We start from the raw sequence: 14663 nt of genomic DNA, 5'->3' as shown, positions 1-14663 counted from the left end.
CAACGCGCAGGCGGCGACGCCTGAACGCAGAAGCCTGCTGGACCACATACAAACGCCCGCTGTCTGCGGCCTGAGCGCCATGATCGTCTCTCCGAAATCGGTGCGTGATCGGGCTGGCTACCGTCCGCATTCCGGGACGTGGCGCGCTGCGGGCATCCCCGCCTGTCCCTCCTGAGCTACCGTTCGGGCATGGTGGCGTCAAGATTTTTACATGTTTGTTGCCAATCAATAGAAATAACGTCACTGATTGTGGCAGATAAACAACGCATGGAGATCTGATTGAACTTTGAAAAAATCAAAACTGTCGAAATATGCAGTGCAATATATGCGTGAGTGGCATAAAATGGAAGTTTTCTAATTCAATGAATAGGCCATTTAGACTCCGTGCGCTTGACGCTATTCTTGGTGCTTCGCTCACCCTCCTCAGCGCCATGCCGGGCGTTGCTGCGGCTGAGATCCGGGGGCGGGGTGCGGCTGATACATCCCGCATCGTCTCCATCGGCGGGGCGGTGACGGAGATCCTGTTCGCCCTCGGTCTCGGCGACCGCGTGGTAGCGGTGGACCAGACGAGCCGCTACCCCGCGGCCGCGCGGCGCAAGCCAGATGTGGGCTATTCCCGCGCGCTCTCGCCGGAGGGCGTGCTGTCCACCGGGCCGAGCCTGATTCTCGCAGCCGTGGGCGCGGGGCCGCGCTCCACCCTTGATGTGCTGGAGCAGGCCTCGGTGCCTGTGGTGCTCATTCCTGAGGCCCATGACAAGGCCGGCGTCCTCGCGAAGATCGCCGCCGTGTCGCAGGCGGTGGGGGAGGAGGAGAAAGGGCGTGTTCTCGCCGCCGAGGTGGCGGCGGATTTTGCGGCGCTGGAGGACATGGTGAAGGCCATGCCGGGCCGGCCCCGCGCGGTGTTCGTGCTCTCGGCGTCTGGCGGGGCGGCGGTGGTGGGCGGGGCTGACACGAGCGCCGACGCCATCTTCCGCCTGGCTGGAGTGACCAACGCCATGGCCGCCATCAAGGGCTTCAAGCCGGCGCTGGACGAGGCGGCCATGTCGGCCGAGCCCGACGCCGTGGTGGTGATGCAGGGCGGCGGGCAGGTGCTGGACGCCGCCACCGTGTTCTCCCTGCCGGCCTTCGCCGGCACGCCGGCCGCGCGCGAGCGCCGGCTTGTGGACATGCCCGGCTCCTATCTCCTTGGCTTCGGCCCGCGTGCGCCACGGGCGGCGCGGGATCTTGCCGCCGCGCTCCATCCGGGCGCGCGCCTGCCGGAACTGCCGGCCCGTCCGTGGAGTGCGGAGAAGGATCAATGAGCGTGGACCACGTCACCATGGCCGCTCCGGCGGAAATCGCATCCGGCCGTCCGGTGAGGGCCGGGCTGATCCTGTTCGCGCTGCTGGCCGGCGTGGCCTTGATCGGGGCGCTGGCCATCGGCCCCTTCACCATAGCGCCGGGGCGGGTGCTGACCATCCTGTGGGCGGCACTGACGGGCGATGCCGCCCCCACCATCGCCCTCCGCGAGCGCATCGTGGTGATCGACGTGCGCTTTCCCCGCGCCGTGCTGGGCGCGCTGACGGGGGCGGGCACGGCGGTGGCCGGGGCGGTGATGCAGGGCGTGTTCCGCAATCCGCTGGCCGATCCCGGCCTCGTGGGCGTCGCCCCCGGCGCGGCGCTGGCGGCGGTGGCCTTCGTGGTGTTCGGCGCGCCGCTGGCGATGCTGCTGCCCACGCCCCTCCAGGCGCTGGGCCTGCCGCTGGCGGCGTTCGCCGGCGGGCTCGGCACCACCCTCGTCATCGCCCACCTCGCCGCGAAGGACGGGCGCACGCAGGTGGCGACTTTGCTCTTCGCCGGGCTCGCCCTCGGCGCGCTGGCCAGTGCCGGAACCGGGGTGATGGTGTTCCTTGCCTCCGAGCAGCAGACCCGCGAATTCCTGTTCTGGACCCTCGGCAGCCTCGGCGGCGCCACCTGGCTGAAGGCGGCGCTGGCGGCGCCGTTCGTGCTGGGCCTGCTGGCGGCGTCCGTCTTCCTCGCCCGGGGGCTCGACGCGCTGGCGCTGGGGGAGGCGGAGGCGTTCCACGCCGGCGTGTCGGTGGAGCGGCTGAAGCGGGGCGCGGTGATCGCGGTGGCCGCCGGTGTCGGGGCCTCGGTGGCGGCGGCGGGCGTGGTGGGCTTCATCGGGCTGGTGGTGCCGCATCTGGCGCGGCTGGTGGTGGGGCCGTCCCATCGGGTGCTGCTGCCGGCGTCGGCGTTGCTGGGCGTCGCGGTGCTGCTCGGTGCCGACATCCTGGCGCGGATGATCGCCGCACCGGCCGAGCTGCCGCTGGGCGTCGTGACCGCTCTGGTGGGCGCGCCCTTCTTCCTGTGGCTGCTGCTGCGCCGGCGTGCGTTCGTCGGATGATGGGGATGAACATGTATCAGGCCGAGAGCGTGAGCGTTGCGGCTGGCGGACGCCTGCTGGTGCACGGTGCCAGCCTTGCCATCCAGCCGGGGCGCGTGACCGTGCTGGTGGGGCCGAACGGGGCGGGAAAATCCACCCTGCTGAAGGCCATGTCCGGCGAGCACCGGCTGTCGTCCGGCCGTGTGACGCTGGATGGCGTGGCCATCACTCGCCTGTCGCCGCTGGATCTGGCCCGGCGCCGGGCGGTGCTGCCGCAGGCGGCGGAGGTGGCGTTTCCGTTCACCGCGGGAGAAGTCATCGCCGCCGGCCTGATGGCGCCGGACGGGCGGGACGGCGCGCGTATCGCCCGCCTGCTCGGTGAGGTCGACCTGCCGGGCTTCGCCCAGCGGCGCTACGACAGCCTTTCAGGCGGCGAGCGACAGCGGGTGCAACTGGCGCGCATTCTCGCCCAGCTGGAGCTGACGCGGGCGGATGCCCCGTCCTACCTCTTCCTGGACGAACCCACGGCGAGTCTCGACCTTGCCCACCAACTCACCGTGCTGCGCCTGGCCCGCGCCCATGCGGACAAAGGCGGCGGCGTGCTTGCGGTGCTGCATGACCTCAATCTCGCAGCCATGGTGGCGGACGAGATCGTTGTCTTGGCGCAGGGCCGCATCCGGGCGGCGGGGCCGGCAGGCGAGGTGATCCGCGAGGAGGTCCTGGAGGCGGCGTTCGGGGTGCGCGTGCGAGTCGGCATTGCGCCGCCGGGGCCGTTCGTGCTGCCGCAGAACGTGAATTGGGCGGGGTAGGGGAGGAGTGTTCCCCGGACGCGCGGGGGATGGCACGGGGCGATGGCGGCCGATCAGGCATCGACCACCATCGTGGACTGGCCTCAGCCCAGCTCCTGCGCCGCCTTGAGTACCTCTTCGGCGTGCCCGGCCACTTTCACCTTTGGCCAGGTGCGGGCCACCTTGCCGTCGCGGCCGATCAGCAGGGTCGCCCGCTCGATGCCCATGTACTTGCGGCCGTACATGCTCTTTTCGACCCAGACGCCGTAGGCTTCCAGCATCGCCTTGTCCGGGTCCGAGCCCAACGGAAAGGCGAGGTCGTACTTGGCCTTGAACTTGTCCTGCGCGCTCACCGCATCGGCCGAGACGCCGAGAATGTCGGTGTCGGCTGCGGCGAAGGCGGCTTTCAGGCCGTTGAAGGCGATGGCTTCCTTGGTGCAGCCGGTGGTGTTGGCCTTGGGGTAGAAATAGAGCACCAGCTTGCGGCCTTTGAAGTCCTTGAGCGCCACCGTGCCACCGCCATCGCGGGCGAGCGAGAACGCCGGCGCCTTGGCTCCGGCTTCGGGAAACTGCGACATCCGCCTTCCTTTCGACGTGTTCAGCGCCATTACGGGGGTGAGCGGCACGTTCTCGTGGCTCTGGCGACCCACAACTTGGCCGCCTTCCCGGCGCACATGGTAACCTGCAAGGATTGATCCACCTCATCTTTACGAGGCACGGGCAGGTTAGGGTCAATCGGCCGGTCATGGACGAATCGCCGCGCGCGGGGGAAGAGCCTGCGTACGCCGTCCATGATGGGTGTGTCGGAAGACGAAAGAAGCGTGGAAGGGTCGAAAGGGCATGGAGGATAGGGTGCGCAAGCCGGAGCCGGTGCGGCGTCAGCCGCGGCGCTCCCGCTTCCACGGCATCATGGGGGCGCTGACGCCGCGCAGCCGCGCGGCGCGCGTGTTCACCATGGTGTGCCTGCTGCTCATCGCCCTCGGCGGCCTGGCTGCGCTCACCCTCTATGTGCTCATTGCCAATGGCTTCGTCACAGCCAACCTTGCGACCCCCTATATCGAGCGGGCGCTGGAAGAGCGCATCGGCGGCGGGCACAAGGTGGCCATTGGCTCCACCACCATGGAGACCGTGCGAAGCGGCGCCACCGTTGTGGTGGTGCACGACATCCGCGTCACCGGTCCCGACGGCCAGCTGGTGGCCAGTGCCCCCAGCGCCGAGGTGGAGCTGGAAGGTTCGCTGCTCTCCCTGATGCCCAAGGCGCGCCGCATCGACCTCGTCGGCGCGGAGATGACCGTGCGCATCGCCTCCTCCGGCCATCTGGCGGTTGCCACCGGCAAGGGGGCAAAGGCGATCTCGGCGCCGATTTCGACGGCCGCCCGTACGCCATCGCAGCCTGCTCCAGTCGCACCCGCGCTCGCCGGGGCTGGCGCACCCGCCGCGACCCCACAGCCGGCCGCTACCGACCCCGCTGCCGCTTCGGCCGGCTCCAGCGCCCTCGATACCGACCCGCTGAAGCCTGTGGCCCTGGCCCGCTGGATCAATGAACTGGAATCGGCCGGCTTCGACGGCGGCGCTCTGGCAGACGTGGGCCTCAAGGACGGCACCCTCGTCGTGGAGAACGAGAGCGCCGGCCGGCGCATCGTCTTCCAGCACATCAGCGTGCGCCTTGCCCGGCCGCAGGCCGGCGGCGCCCAGCTCACCTTCACCATCCAGTCGCCGCAGGGCATCGCCACCGCCACGGCGCGCATCGGCCCGGCGCAGGACGGCGAGCGGACCATCGAGCTTGCGATCCGCAACCTCTCCACCCGCGACCTGCTGCAGGCCTTCATCCAGGACCAGCGCCGCTTCTACATGGACACGCCGCTAAACGCGTCCTTCACCGCGCGCCTGTCCGTGGAGGGCGAGGTGAAGGCCGGTGAGGCGAGCCTCGACTTCGGCGCCGGCGCGCTGGGCAACGGCGAGGACCCGGAAGAACGCTTTGTCATCGATCACGCCCGCATCGGCCTCACCCTCGACGTGGCCCGCCGGGTCATCGTGGTCGCGCCCATCGAGGCGGTGAAGACCGAAAACATCATCTCGCTGGCGGGCGAGATCAAGGTGCCGGCGACCCTGGGCGCGCCCTGGCCGTTCCAGATGGGGCCGAAGCAGGTGCTGCTCGCCGGCAAGGAGATGCCCGAGCCCGCCCTGGTGGTCGACAAGGTTGAGGTGGCCGGCCGGTTTGATCCGCCCAGCCGGCGGATCATCGTCGATACTGGTTTCCTCGGCTCGGCCGTGGGCAGCTTCACCTTCACCGCTTTGTTCGACTTTGGCGTGGACGTGCCCTACCTGAAGTTCGACGGTACCGCCTCGCCCATGCCGGTGGCCACCATCAAGCGCTTCTGGCCGGTGAACATCGCCCCGCCGGCGCGGCAGTTCGCCATCGAGAACGTCTCCGGCGGCACGGCCGACGGCATCACCGTGGCGGTCAAGCTGCCCCTCGACCTGATCGGCCAGAAGCAGGTGCCGCTGCCGGACGACGGGGTGCGCTTCACCATCAACGGCAAGGGCGTCTGGCTCCGGCCGGTGAAGGGCCTGCCGCCCATTACCAATGCGAGCCTTGCCATCCTCGTCACCGGTCGCTCGGTGCGCATCACCCTGCCGGAGGGCACCGCGGTGACGCCGCAGAACCGCAAGATCGCGGTGAGCGACGGCGTGATGCTGATGCCAGACTATTTCCCCCGCGAGCCCACCTCCCAGATCAAGGTGAAGTTCGACGGCCCGGCCGACGGCGCCATCGAGGTGCTGGGCATGGAGCCGCTGAAGGGGCCCACCGGCACCGCCTTCGATCCCTCCACCACGCGGGGCAAGTTCTCGGCCCTGTTGCAGGTGAACATCACCTTCCGCAAGGTGCCGCGGCCGGAGGACTTCGACTATTCGCTCGAAGCCACCCTGACCGATTTCGGCGTGGACAAGGTGTTCCGTGGCCTCAGGCTCGAAAGCGCGACCGTGAAGGCCTTCGCCTCCCCGGCCGGCGTGGTGCTGCGCGGCGACGGCAAGATCGCCGGCGCGCCGATGGCGTTCGAATATGAGAAACGCAAGGACGTGGCCGATGCCGACATCCGGGTCAGCGCGAGCCTGGACGATGCCGCCCGCGGCAAGCTGGGCGTGGACCTGCCCGGCGTGTCGGGGACGGTGGGGGTGCGCCTCATCGGCACGACGAACAACAAGGACACGCGGGCGACCATCGAGGCCGATCTCGTCAATGCGCGCATCGCCGACCTCATCCCCGGCCTCAGCAAGCCGGCGGGCAAGCCGTTGAAGGCGAAGTTCGCCCTCAACGACAAGGGCAACAGCGTCCGCCTCGACGACATGGTCATCGACGGCTCGGGCACGCTGCTGAAGGGCTCCATGGAGCTGTCCGACAGTGGCGACCTGGTCGGCGCCAACTTCCCTACCTTCCAGCTGTCCGATGGCGACAAGGCCTCCGCCAAGGCCGAGCGGGCGGGAGATGTGCTGAAGGTCCGCATCACCGGGGATGTCATGGACGCCCGGGGCATCATGAAGAGCCTCGTGTCCGCCCCCACCGGCCAGCGGCGCGCCCAGAAGATGCCGGACGTGGACGTGGAGGCGCGCATCGGCGCCCTCACCGGCAACAATGGCGAGGTATTGCGCCAGTTCGAGCTCTCGGTCTCGCGCCGGGGCGTGGAGACACGCGATTTCACGCTCACCGCCAAGGCCGGCCGCGATGGCACGGTGGCGGGCGAGATGCGCAACTGGCAGGGCCGGCAGAAGGCGTTGCTGGTCACCACATCCGACGCCGGCGCCATGCTGCGCTTCCTCGACATCTATCCCAAGGTGCAGGGCGGCGAGGCCTGGCTTGTGGTGGACCCGCCGCGCAGCGACAACACGCCCCAGGAAGGCGTGATCCATGTGCGCGACTTCGCCATCAAGGGCGAGCCGGGCCTCCAGCAGCTCTCCAGCGCGGCGCGCGATTCGTCCGGCAAGATCGAGGACGGCACCGCCGCCTTCCAGAAGGCGCAGGCCCAATTCTCCCGCACCACTGGCAAGATCGTGTTCAAGGAAGGCGCCATCTGGGGCTCGTCGGTTGGCGCCACCTTCGACGGCACGCTGGACTTCGCTGCCGACCGTATCTCCGTGCGCGGCACATTCGTGCCGGCCTACGCCCTCAACAACATCTTCTCCAAGCTGCCGGTCATCGGCCTGTTGCTCGGCGGCGGACCTAACGAGGGCCTGGTGGGCGTGACCTTCGAGATCGTCGGCCCCCTCAGCGGCGGGCCCACCCTGCGCATCAACCCTATCTCGGCGGTGGCGCCGGGCTTCCTGCGCAAGATCTTCGAATTCCGCGATTCCAGCGACGCCCCCCCCACCCGCTGACGTTCCGGACACTGCGACAGTTTGCCCGGACGCCCCTTGCCGTGGCGCACGGCACCGCTCACACTCGCCCCATAAAAGAATACAGGCAGGAAACGAAAAAGGGTGGGAGTGATGCTGGCACTGGTGTTGATCATCGCCTGCGGCCTGCTGGCCGTGGCGTACGGCGTATGGGCCATCCGCGAACTCATGGCCGCGGATCCCGGTACCGCGCGGATGCAGGAAATCGCAGCCGCCATCGCGGAAGGGGCGCAGGCCTATCTGAAGCGCCAATACACCACCATCGGCGTGGTGGGCGTCGTCATCTTCGTTCTCGTGGGGGTGTTCCTCGGCTGGCTGGTGGCGGTGGGCTTCGCCGTCGGTGCGATCCTGTCGGCGCTGGCCGGCTTCATCGGCATGAACGTGTCGGTCCGCGCCAACGTGCGCACCGCGCAGGCGGCGACCCTGTCGCTGGCCGGCGGCCTCGATCTCGCGTTCAAGGCCGGGGCGGTCACCGGCCTGCTGGTGGCGGGCCTCGCCCTCCTCGGGGTCACGGTCTATTTCCTCGTGCTCACCCAGATCCTCGGCTTTGCCGGCAACAGCCGCACGGTGGTGGATGCGCTGGTGGCGCTGGGCTTCGGCGCCTCGCTCATCTCCATCTTTGCCCGTCTCGGCGGTGGCATCTTCACCAAGGGCGCAGACGTGGGCGGCGATCTCGTGGGCAAGGTGGAAGCCGGAATTCCGGAGGATGACCCGCGCAACCCGGCCACCATCGCCGACAACGTGGGCGACAATGTCGGCGACTGCGCCGGCATGGCCGCCGACCTGTTCGAGACCTATGCGGTGACCGTGGTGGCCACCATGGTGCTCGCCGCCATCTTCTTCGCTGCCGCGCCGGCGTCGCTCGCCACCATGATGGTCTATCCGCTGGCCATCGGCGGGGCGTGCATCATCACCTCCATCGCCGGCACCTTCTTCGTGCGGCTCGGGGCCAATTCCTCGATCATGGGAGCGCTCTACAAGGGCCTGATGGCGACGGCGGGCTTCTCCATCATCGCACTGGCGGCGGTGACTTGGCTTTTGCCCGGCTTCGGCCCCATCGCGGGGGCGAACTTCTCCGGCACCAGCCTGTTCCTGTGCGGCCTCGTGGGCCTCGCGGTGACCGGCGCCATCGTGGTGATCACCGAATATTACACCGGCACCGGCTATCGCCCGGTGGTGTCCATCGCCCAGGCCTCGGTGACCGGGCACGGCACCAACATCATCCAGGGCCTTGCCGTCTCGTTGGAATCCACGGCACTGCCGACGCTGGTCATCATCGCCGGCATCCTGTTCGCCTACGGGCTCGCCGGCCTGTTCGGCATCGCCATCGCCGCCACCACCATGCTGGCGCTGGCCGGCATGATCGTGGCGCTGGATGCCTTCGGCCCGGTCACGGACAACGCCGGCGGCATCGCCGAGATGGCCGGCCTGCCCAAGGAGGTGCGCCAGTCCACCGACGCGCTGGACGCGGTAGGCAACACCACCAAGGCTGTCACCAAGGGCTACGCCATCGGCTCCGCGGGCCTCGGCGCGCTGGTGCTGTTCGCCGCCTACAGCCAGGACCTGAAGTACTTCATCGCCCAGGCGGGGCAGGGCACCTACTTCTATGGCGTGACCCCCAACTTCTCGCTTGAGAACCCCTATGTGGTGGTGGGCCTGCTGTTTGGCGGCCTGCTGCCGTTCCTGTTCGCCGCCATGGGCATGACGGCGGTGGGCCGGGCCGCTGGCGCCATCGTGGAGGAGGTGCGCCGGCAGTTCCGCGAGAAGCCGGGCATCATGGCCGGCACCGAGAAGCCGGATTATTCCCGCGCCGTGGACATGCTGACCAAGGCGGCCATCAAGGAGATGATCATCCCCTCCCTGCTGCCGGTGCTGTCGCCCATCGTCTGCTACTTCGTCATCTATTTCGTGGCGGGCGGCGGCGCGGCGGGGAAATCCGCCGCCTTCTCGGCGGTGGGCGCCATGCTGCTGGGCGTGATCGTGACCGGCCTCTTCGTCGCCATCTCCATGACCTCGGGCGGCGGCGCTTGGGACAATGCCAAGAAGTCGTTCGAGGACGGTTTCGTGGACAAGGACGGCGTGCGCCACATGAAGGGCTCGGAGGCCCACAAGGCCTCGGTGACCGGTGACACCGTGGGTGACCCCTACAAGGACACGGCGGGCCCCGCCGTGAACCCCATGATCAAGATCACCAACATCGTGGCGCTGCTGCTGCTGGCGGTGCTGGGGCATTGAGGGAAGACGCCGGCGGGCCAGACCTGCCCGCCGGCACCCCTATTTCCCGTCGCCGAAATCCACCACCTCGTTGTTCAGGGGCAGCGCGTCCTGCCTGGGGCCGGCGAGGCGGCTGCGGTCGATATCGGCCGGAACCGGCTTTTCAAAGAAGTCCGCGCCGGCCGGGTTGGCCACGCCCTGGCCCTCGAAGCGCGTGAAGGCATAGGGCAGGCCGTTGGCATCCAGCGGCGAGGGGCCGTCCATCACGTGGAAATGCAGGTGCGGGGCGTTGGTGTTGCCGGTGTTGCCGAGCAGGCCGATCACATCGCCCGTCCGCACCTTGTCGCCCAGCTTCACCTTCAGGCTGCCGCGCTGCATGTGGGCGTAGAAGGCAAAGTTGCCGCCGCCCATGTCGATCACAAGCATGTTGCCGCCGATGTTCTCCGGGGTGATGCCCTTGGCGTCGCCGCCGGGTACCTGGGCGTCAGTGGCGTCATAAAGGTTCACCACCACGCCGTCGGCCACCGAATGCACCGGTGCGCCGTAAAACGCGTAGCTTTCCAGCTTGTGCACGTCGCCGGTGAAGAGGCGGTCGCTGGCGTCGAGCTGGACGAAGTCGATGGCGAAGCGCTCCGGCACCCGCAGCCGCCCGTTCACCGCCATGATCGCCCCGCGATGGGAGGTGAGGGCATCGCAGCAGCCGTTGATCGCTACCCAGCCCTTGCCGCGCAGCGGCGGCGCGATCACCACCGCCGGGCGGCCGATGGCGGTTTCCGCTCCGGTGAAGCTGAAGGTGCCCGGCAGGGGCCCATTCGCTGGCATGGGGGCCGGCTTGCCGTCGGCGCCAGCCTCCTGGCGGGTCGCCGTGATGCGCGCCAGCACACGCTCGGGGAGCTTGGCGTCGCGGGCAAACGGCACGTCGAGGAACACCGCCGCGATGCCGCCGGGCGCGATGGCTCCGTCGGCGCGGGCATAGACCGTCTGCAGCGCGCGCAGGCCCGCGCCTTCCAGGCTGGCGAGGACCTGCCCAGCGCTGTCCACCGCTTCCAGCTTGTCGAGGGTGACGAACAGCTTGCTGGGATTGGTGACATAAAGCTCATAGGCGAGGTGAACCCGGCCATCGGCGCCCAACACCGGATTCGGCGCGGTGATGGGCTGGGCCGCGATGGAACTGTAGACCTCATCCATCTTCAGGGACTGCGCCACAGCGGGAGACGCCGCACAAAGCGCGGCCAGAGCGACAAGAAGTCGGTGCAAGACGGGACCCCCGGATCAGGAGACGGCACGAAGAGGAAGACGGCGCACAGCCTCGTTCAAGCCGACCTCATGTTCAATCTGCGGCCTGATACCGCCAGTGCGGGACACAGGGGTGGGAAACCGGCGGATGGGGCGTCGCGCCGGCCTGCCATGCGCGCCGGGCAGGCAGCGCGGTGTGGCGCCGCTCTTCCCTCCCGGCGCCCGATCGTGTAACAGACCGGCAACTGACGCGCCGGGCTATGGCCGTGGCGCGAACATGATGGATTCCATGCAGACGGTTCTCATTGTCATTCACCTCATGGTGGTGCTCGCGCTCATCGGCGTGGTGCTGATCCAGCGCTCGGAAGGCGGCGGACTTGGCATCGGCGGCGGCGGGGGCGGTGGTGCCGGCGGCTTCTTCACCGCGCGCGGCTCCGCCAACCTGCTCACCCGGGCCACCGCCGTCCTGGCGCTGATCTTCTTCATCACCTCGCTGGCGCTGACCATCGTGGCGGGCTGGGGCCGGGCGCCGCGCTCGATCCTGCAGCCGGCGACCCAGTCTGGCCCGCAGGTCCCGCAGAGCGGCGGCACCATTCTCGACCAGATTCGCCCGCAGGGTGGCGCCGCCGATCAGGGCGCCCCCGCGACGCCGGCCGTGCCTTCGGGCCCGCAGGTTCCGCAGTCCAAGTAAGCCCAGAGTGAGCCCGTCGCCGCGATTCGCGCGGCGACATGCTTTCCCCACAGGCGAGGCGAGGCCGACACCGGCTTCGCCCTCGCCGAATCGCGTTTGCACGAGGTAAGGTCGAAGCCCATGGCGCGCTATATCTTCATCACCGGCGGCGTCGTGTCTTCCCTGGGCAAGGGCCTCGCCGCCGCGGCTCTCGGCGCGCTTCTCCAGGCGCGCGGCTATACCGTCCGGCTGCGCAAGCTGGACCCCTACCTCAACGTCGATCCGGGCACCATGAGCCCGTACCAGCACGGCGAGGTGTTCGTGACCGACGACGGGGCCGAGACCGATCTCGACCTCGGCCATTACGAGCGCTTCACCGGTCATCCGGCGACGAAGCAGGACAACATCACCACCGGCCGCATCTATCAGGACATCCTGACCAAGGAGCGCCGCGGCGACTATCTCGGCGCCACCATCCAGGTCATCCCCCACGTCACCAATGCGATCAAGGACTTCGTCCTGGAAGGCAACGAGGGCTTCGATTTCGTGCTGATCGAGGTGGGCGGCACGGTGGGCGACATCGAGGGCCTGCCCTTCTTCGAAGCCACCCGCCAGCTGAAGAACGAGCTGCCGCGCGGCCACGCCATCTTCATCCACCTCACCTTGATGCCCTACATCCCGTCCGCGGGCGAGCTGAAGACCAAGCCGACCCAGCATTCGGTGAAGGAGCTGCGCTCCATCGGCATCCAGCCCGACATCCTGCTCTGCCGCACGGATCGCGAGATCCCGCGCGAGGAGCGGCGCAAGCTCTCGCTGTTCTGCAACGTGCGCGAGACGGCGGTGATCGAGGCGCGGGACGTGGACAACATCTACGCCGTCCCCTCAGCCTACCACGCGGAAGGCCTCGACAAGGAAGTGCTGGCCGCCTTCAACATCGAGCCGGCACCGGCACCCAACCTCAAGCGCTGGACCGACATCGAGGGGCGCGTGCGCAACCCCGAGGGCGAGGTCACCATCGCCATCGTGGGCAAATATACCGGCCTGAAGGACGCCTATAAGTCGCTGATCGAGGCGCTGGCCCATGGCGGCATCGCCCACAAGGTGAAGGTCAATCTCGACTGGATCGAGAGCGAGACCTTCGAGCGCGAGGATCCCGCACCGTTCCTGGAGCACGTGCACGGCATCCTGGTGCCCGGCGGCTTCGGCCAGCGTGGCGCGGAAGGCAAGATTCGCGCGGCCCGCTTCGCCCGCGAGCGCAAGGTGCCCTATCTTGGCATCTGCTTCGGCATGCAGATGGCGGTGATCGAGGCGGCGCGCAACCTTGCGGGCATCCCTGACGCCAATTCCACGGAGTTCGGACCCACCAGCGAGCCGGTGGTGGGCCTGCTCACCGAATGGCTGAAGGGCAACGAGCTGGAGCGCCGCAGCGCTGCCGGGGATCTGGGCGGCACCATGCGCCTCGGCGCCTATGCCGCGCATCTGGAGCCCGGCAGCCGGGTGGAGGCGGTCTATGGCGGGCGCGACATCTTCGAGCGCCACCGCCACCGCTATGAGGTGAATACCGCCTATCGCCAACGCCTTGAGCAGCATGGCCTGCGCTTCTCCGGCATGTCGCCGGACGGCCTCCTGCCGGAGATCGTGGAATATGGCGACCACCCCTGGTTCATCGGGGTGCAGTTCCATCCGGAGCTGAAGTCGCGGCCGTTCCAGCCCCACCCGCTGTTCGCCTCGTTCGTGGGTGCGGCCATGGAGCAGAGCCGGCTGGTGTGACCTTCCGGCAGGGACAGCGGCAGGTATTCTCCTGCCGGTTGTTTCCCTCCCGGCCGCCGCCGCTCTAAGCTCCCCCCGGATGAGTCGGGGAGGGGAGTTGGCATGCGACGCGGGCTTGACCATGTGGTGCATCTCGTCCGCGACCTGGATGCGGCGGGAGAGGTCTACGACCTGCTTGGCTTCACCGTGGGGGGCCGCAACCGGCATCCCTGGGGCACCGAGAACCGCATCGTCCAGACCCCCGGCTTCTTCATCGAGCTGCTGCAAGTGGCTGAGCCGGAAAAGATTCCTCCGGACGAAGGCACGCGCTTCTCGTTCGGCGCCTTCAACCAGCGCTTCCTCGAAAGTTGCGGCCAGGGCCTCTCCATGCTGGCGCTGGAAGGCTCCGACCCGCAAGCTGAGAAGGCTGTTTTCGATATCGAGAACTTCGGCGGGTTCGACACGTTCGAGTTCGGCCGCACGGCCCGCCGGCCGGACGGGCAGGAGGTGGAGGTGGGCTTCACCCTCGCCTTCGCCCGCGACCCCCTCTCGCCGGACTTCTCCCTGTTCACCTGCACCCAGAAGCTGCCGGAGAATTTCTGGTCGGCGGACCTGCAGCGCCATTCCAACCAGGTCACCGGGGTCGCCGGCGTGGTGCTGGTGGCGGACACGCCTGCCCTCCACAAGGCGTTTCTGGAGACGGTCACCGGCTGCGGCGTGCTGCGGGCCAGCGACGACTGGTACGTCAGCCAGACCCCGCGCGGCGCCGTGGACGTGATGACCCGTCCCCTGTTCACCGAGCGCTATGGCGTGCCCGCCCCAGGCGGGGAGGGCCTGCGGCTGGCGGCGGTGCGCTTCGGCACCCCCGGCGCCCCGGAGCTGCGACGCTCGCTGGCGGCCCGGCGCATGGTGGAGGAGACCATCGCCGGCGTGGTGGTGGTGCCCCCCAAGGCCGCCATGGGCGCGACGCTGGTGTTCGAGGTGACGGAGGGGTGAGAGGGACTTGCGGGGGGCGGGCACCGCTTCCCCAGGGACCGTCCTGCCCGGCCTAGTGCCGGGCATCCACGCCGGGGCCGTCTGCACTCCGTTCTGAGCTGTGTTCCCGGCCGAGCCACGTGGATGGCCGGAACCTGCATGTTTGCGGGTTCCGTTCGTAAGGGCGGAAGTCGGCAACAGCCGACTTCCGGGTCACGCCCGGCCGTGACAGTCTGAGTATCGCTGACGCCAGCCGCACGCCCCCTCACCACTG

The 14663-nt window shown here is 68.7% G+C and carries 10 protein-coding genes; 8 read left to right on the top strand and 2 right to left on the bottom strand.

The window, feature by feature from the left end:
- The first annotated feature begins 431 nt into the window (after positions 1-431).
- The 3 genes from V5F66_RS05505 to V5F66_RS05495 are packed head-to-tail and all read left to right on the top strand — an operon-like array spanning position 432 to position 3174.
- Positions 432-1301, top strand: a complete 870-nt coding sequence (locus V5F66_RS05505) for a heme/hemin ABC transporter substrate-binding protein (protein WP_394093424.1) — start codon at positions 432-434, stop codon at positions 1299-1301.
- On the top strand, positions 1298-2386 hold the full coding sequence (locus tag V5F66_RS05500) for a FecCD family ABC transporter permease (protein WP_394093423.1): 1089 nt from the start codon (positions 1298-1300) through the stop codon (positions 2384-2386). Before V5F66_RS05505 ends, V5F66_RS05500 begins: the two co-directional genes overlap by 4 nt.
- Positions 2387-2397: 11 nt before the next feature.
- Positions 2398-3174 (top strand): heme ABC transporter ATP-binding protein, encoded by a 777-nt coding sequence (locus tag V5F66_RS05495; RefSeq protein ID WP_012116162.1) that lies wholly within the window; start codon positions 2398-2400, stop codon positions 3172-3174.
- Between the two features lie 83 nt (positions 3175-3257).
- On the opposite strand, the gene V5F66_RS05490 is transcribed toward V5F66_RS05495, so the two are convergent.
- A complete protein-coding gene (locus V5F66_RS05490; RefSeq protein WP_012116163.1) occupies positions 3258-3731 on the bottom strand; it encodes a peroxiredoxin in 474 nt (157 codons plus the stop codon).
- Positions 3732-3993: 262 nt separating this feature from the next.
- Between V5F66_RS05490 and V5F66_RS05485 the strand changes: the two genes are divergently transcribed.
- Positions 3994-7527: a YhdP family protein gene (locus tag V5F66_RS05485; RefSeq protein WP_394051138.1), complete on the top strand. Its 3534-nt coding sequence runs from the start codon at positions 3994-3996 to the stop codon at positions 7525-7527.
- Between the two features lie 111 nt (positions 7528-7638).
- A complete protein-coding gene (locus V5F66_RS05480; protein ID WP_394093422.1) occupies positions 7639-9780 on the top strand; it encodes a sodium-translocating pyrophosphatase in 2142 nt (713 codons plus the stop codon).
- Between the two features lie 39 nt (positions 9781-9819).
- Here V5F66_RS05480 and V5F66_RS05475 read toward each other — a convergent pair whose 3' ends face one another.
- Positions 9820-10965 (bottom strand): M23 family metallopeptidase, encoded by a 1146-nt coding sequence (locus V5F66_RS05475; protein ID WP_394093421.1) that lies wholly within the window; start codon positions 10963-10965, stop codon positions 9820-9822.
- A 319-nt stretch (positions 10966-11284) separates the two neighbouring features.
- Here V5F66_RS05475 and secG point away from each other — a divergent pair, with 319 nt between their 5' ends.
- From secG to V5F66_RS05460, 3 genes are all read left to right on the top strand, one after another.
- Positions 11285-11686, top strand: coding sequence for a preprotein translocase subunit SecG (gene secG / locus V5F66_RS05470; protein WP_012116167.1), 402 nt, complete (start codon positions 11285-11287; stop codon positions 11684-11686).
- 120 nt (positions 11687-11806) lie between these two features.
- Positions 11807-13435, top strand: coding sequence for a CTP synthase (locus V5F66_RS05465; RefSeq protein ID WP_012116168.1), 1629 nt, complete (start codon positions 11807-11809; stop codon positions 13433-13435).
- 102 nt (positions 13436-13537) lie between these two features.
- Positions 13538-14410, top strand: coding sequence for a VOC family protein (locus V5F66_RS05460; RefSeq protein WP_394093420.1), 873 nt, complete (start codon positions 13538-13540; stop codon positions 14408-14410).
- Positions 14411-14663: the final 253 nt, after the last annotated feature.

This window comes from Xanthobacter versatilis, assembly GCF_043193975.1.
Classification (GTDB): domain Bacteria; phylum Pseudomonadota; class Alphaproteobacteria; order Rhizobiales; family Xanthobacteraceae; genus Xanthobacter; species Xanthobacter autotrophicus_E.
Note: the sequence above shows the minus strand (reverse complement) of the source record. Positions and strands in the feature narration are given on the sequence as shown.

Excerpts from the sequence above, each read along its gene's own strand:
- V5F66_RS05490 (WP_012116163.1), bottom strand. The coding sequence starts at position 3,731 with ATGTCGCAGTTTCCCGAAGCCGGAGCCAAGGCGCCGGCGTTCTCGCTC.
- V5F66_RS05495 (WP_012116162.1), top strand. The coding sequence starts at position 2,398 with ATGTATCAGGCCGAGAGCGTGAGCGTTGCGGCTGGCGGACGCCTGCTG.
- V5F66_RS05500 (WP_394093423.1), top strand. The coding sequence starts at position 1,298 with ATGAGCGTGGACCACGTCACCATGGCCGCTCCGGCGGAAATCGCATCC.
- secG (WP_012116167.1), top strand. The coding sequence starts at position 11,285 with ATGCAGACGGTTCTCATTGTCATTCACCTCATGGTGGTGCTCGCGCTC.
- V5F66_RS05465 (WP_012116168.1), top strand. The coding sequence starts at position 11,807 with ATGGCGCGCTATATCTTCATCACCGGCGGCGTCGTGTCTTCCCTGGGC.
- V5F66_RS05505 (WP_394093424.1), top strand. The coding sequence starts at position 432 with ATGCCGGGCGTTGCTGCGGCTGAGATCCGGGGGCGGGGTGCGGCTGAT.
- V5F66_RS05480 (WP_394093422.1), top strand. The coding sequence starts at position 7,639 with ATGCTGGCACTGGTGTTGATCATCGCCTGCGGCCTGCTGGCCGTGGCG.
- V5F66_RS05485 (WP_394051138.1), top strand. The coding sequence starts at position 3,994 with ATGGAGGATAGGGTGCGCAAGCCGGAGCCGGTGCGGCGTCAGCCGCGG.
- V5F66_RS05460 (WP_394093420.1), top strand. The coding sequence starts at position 13,538 with ATGCGACGCGGGCTTGACCATGTGGTGCATCTCGTCCGCGACCTGGAT.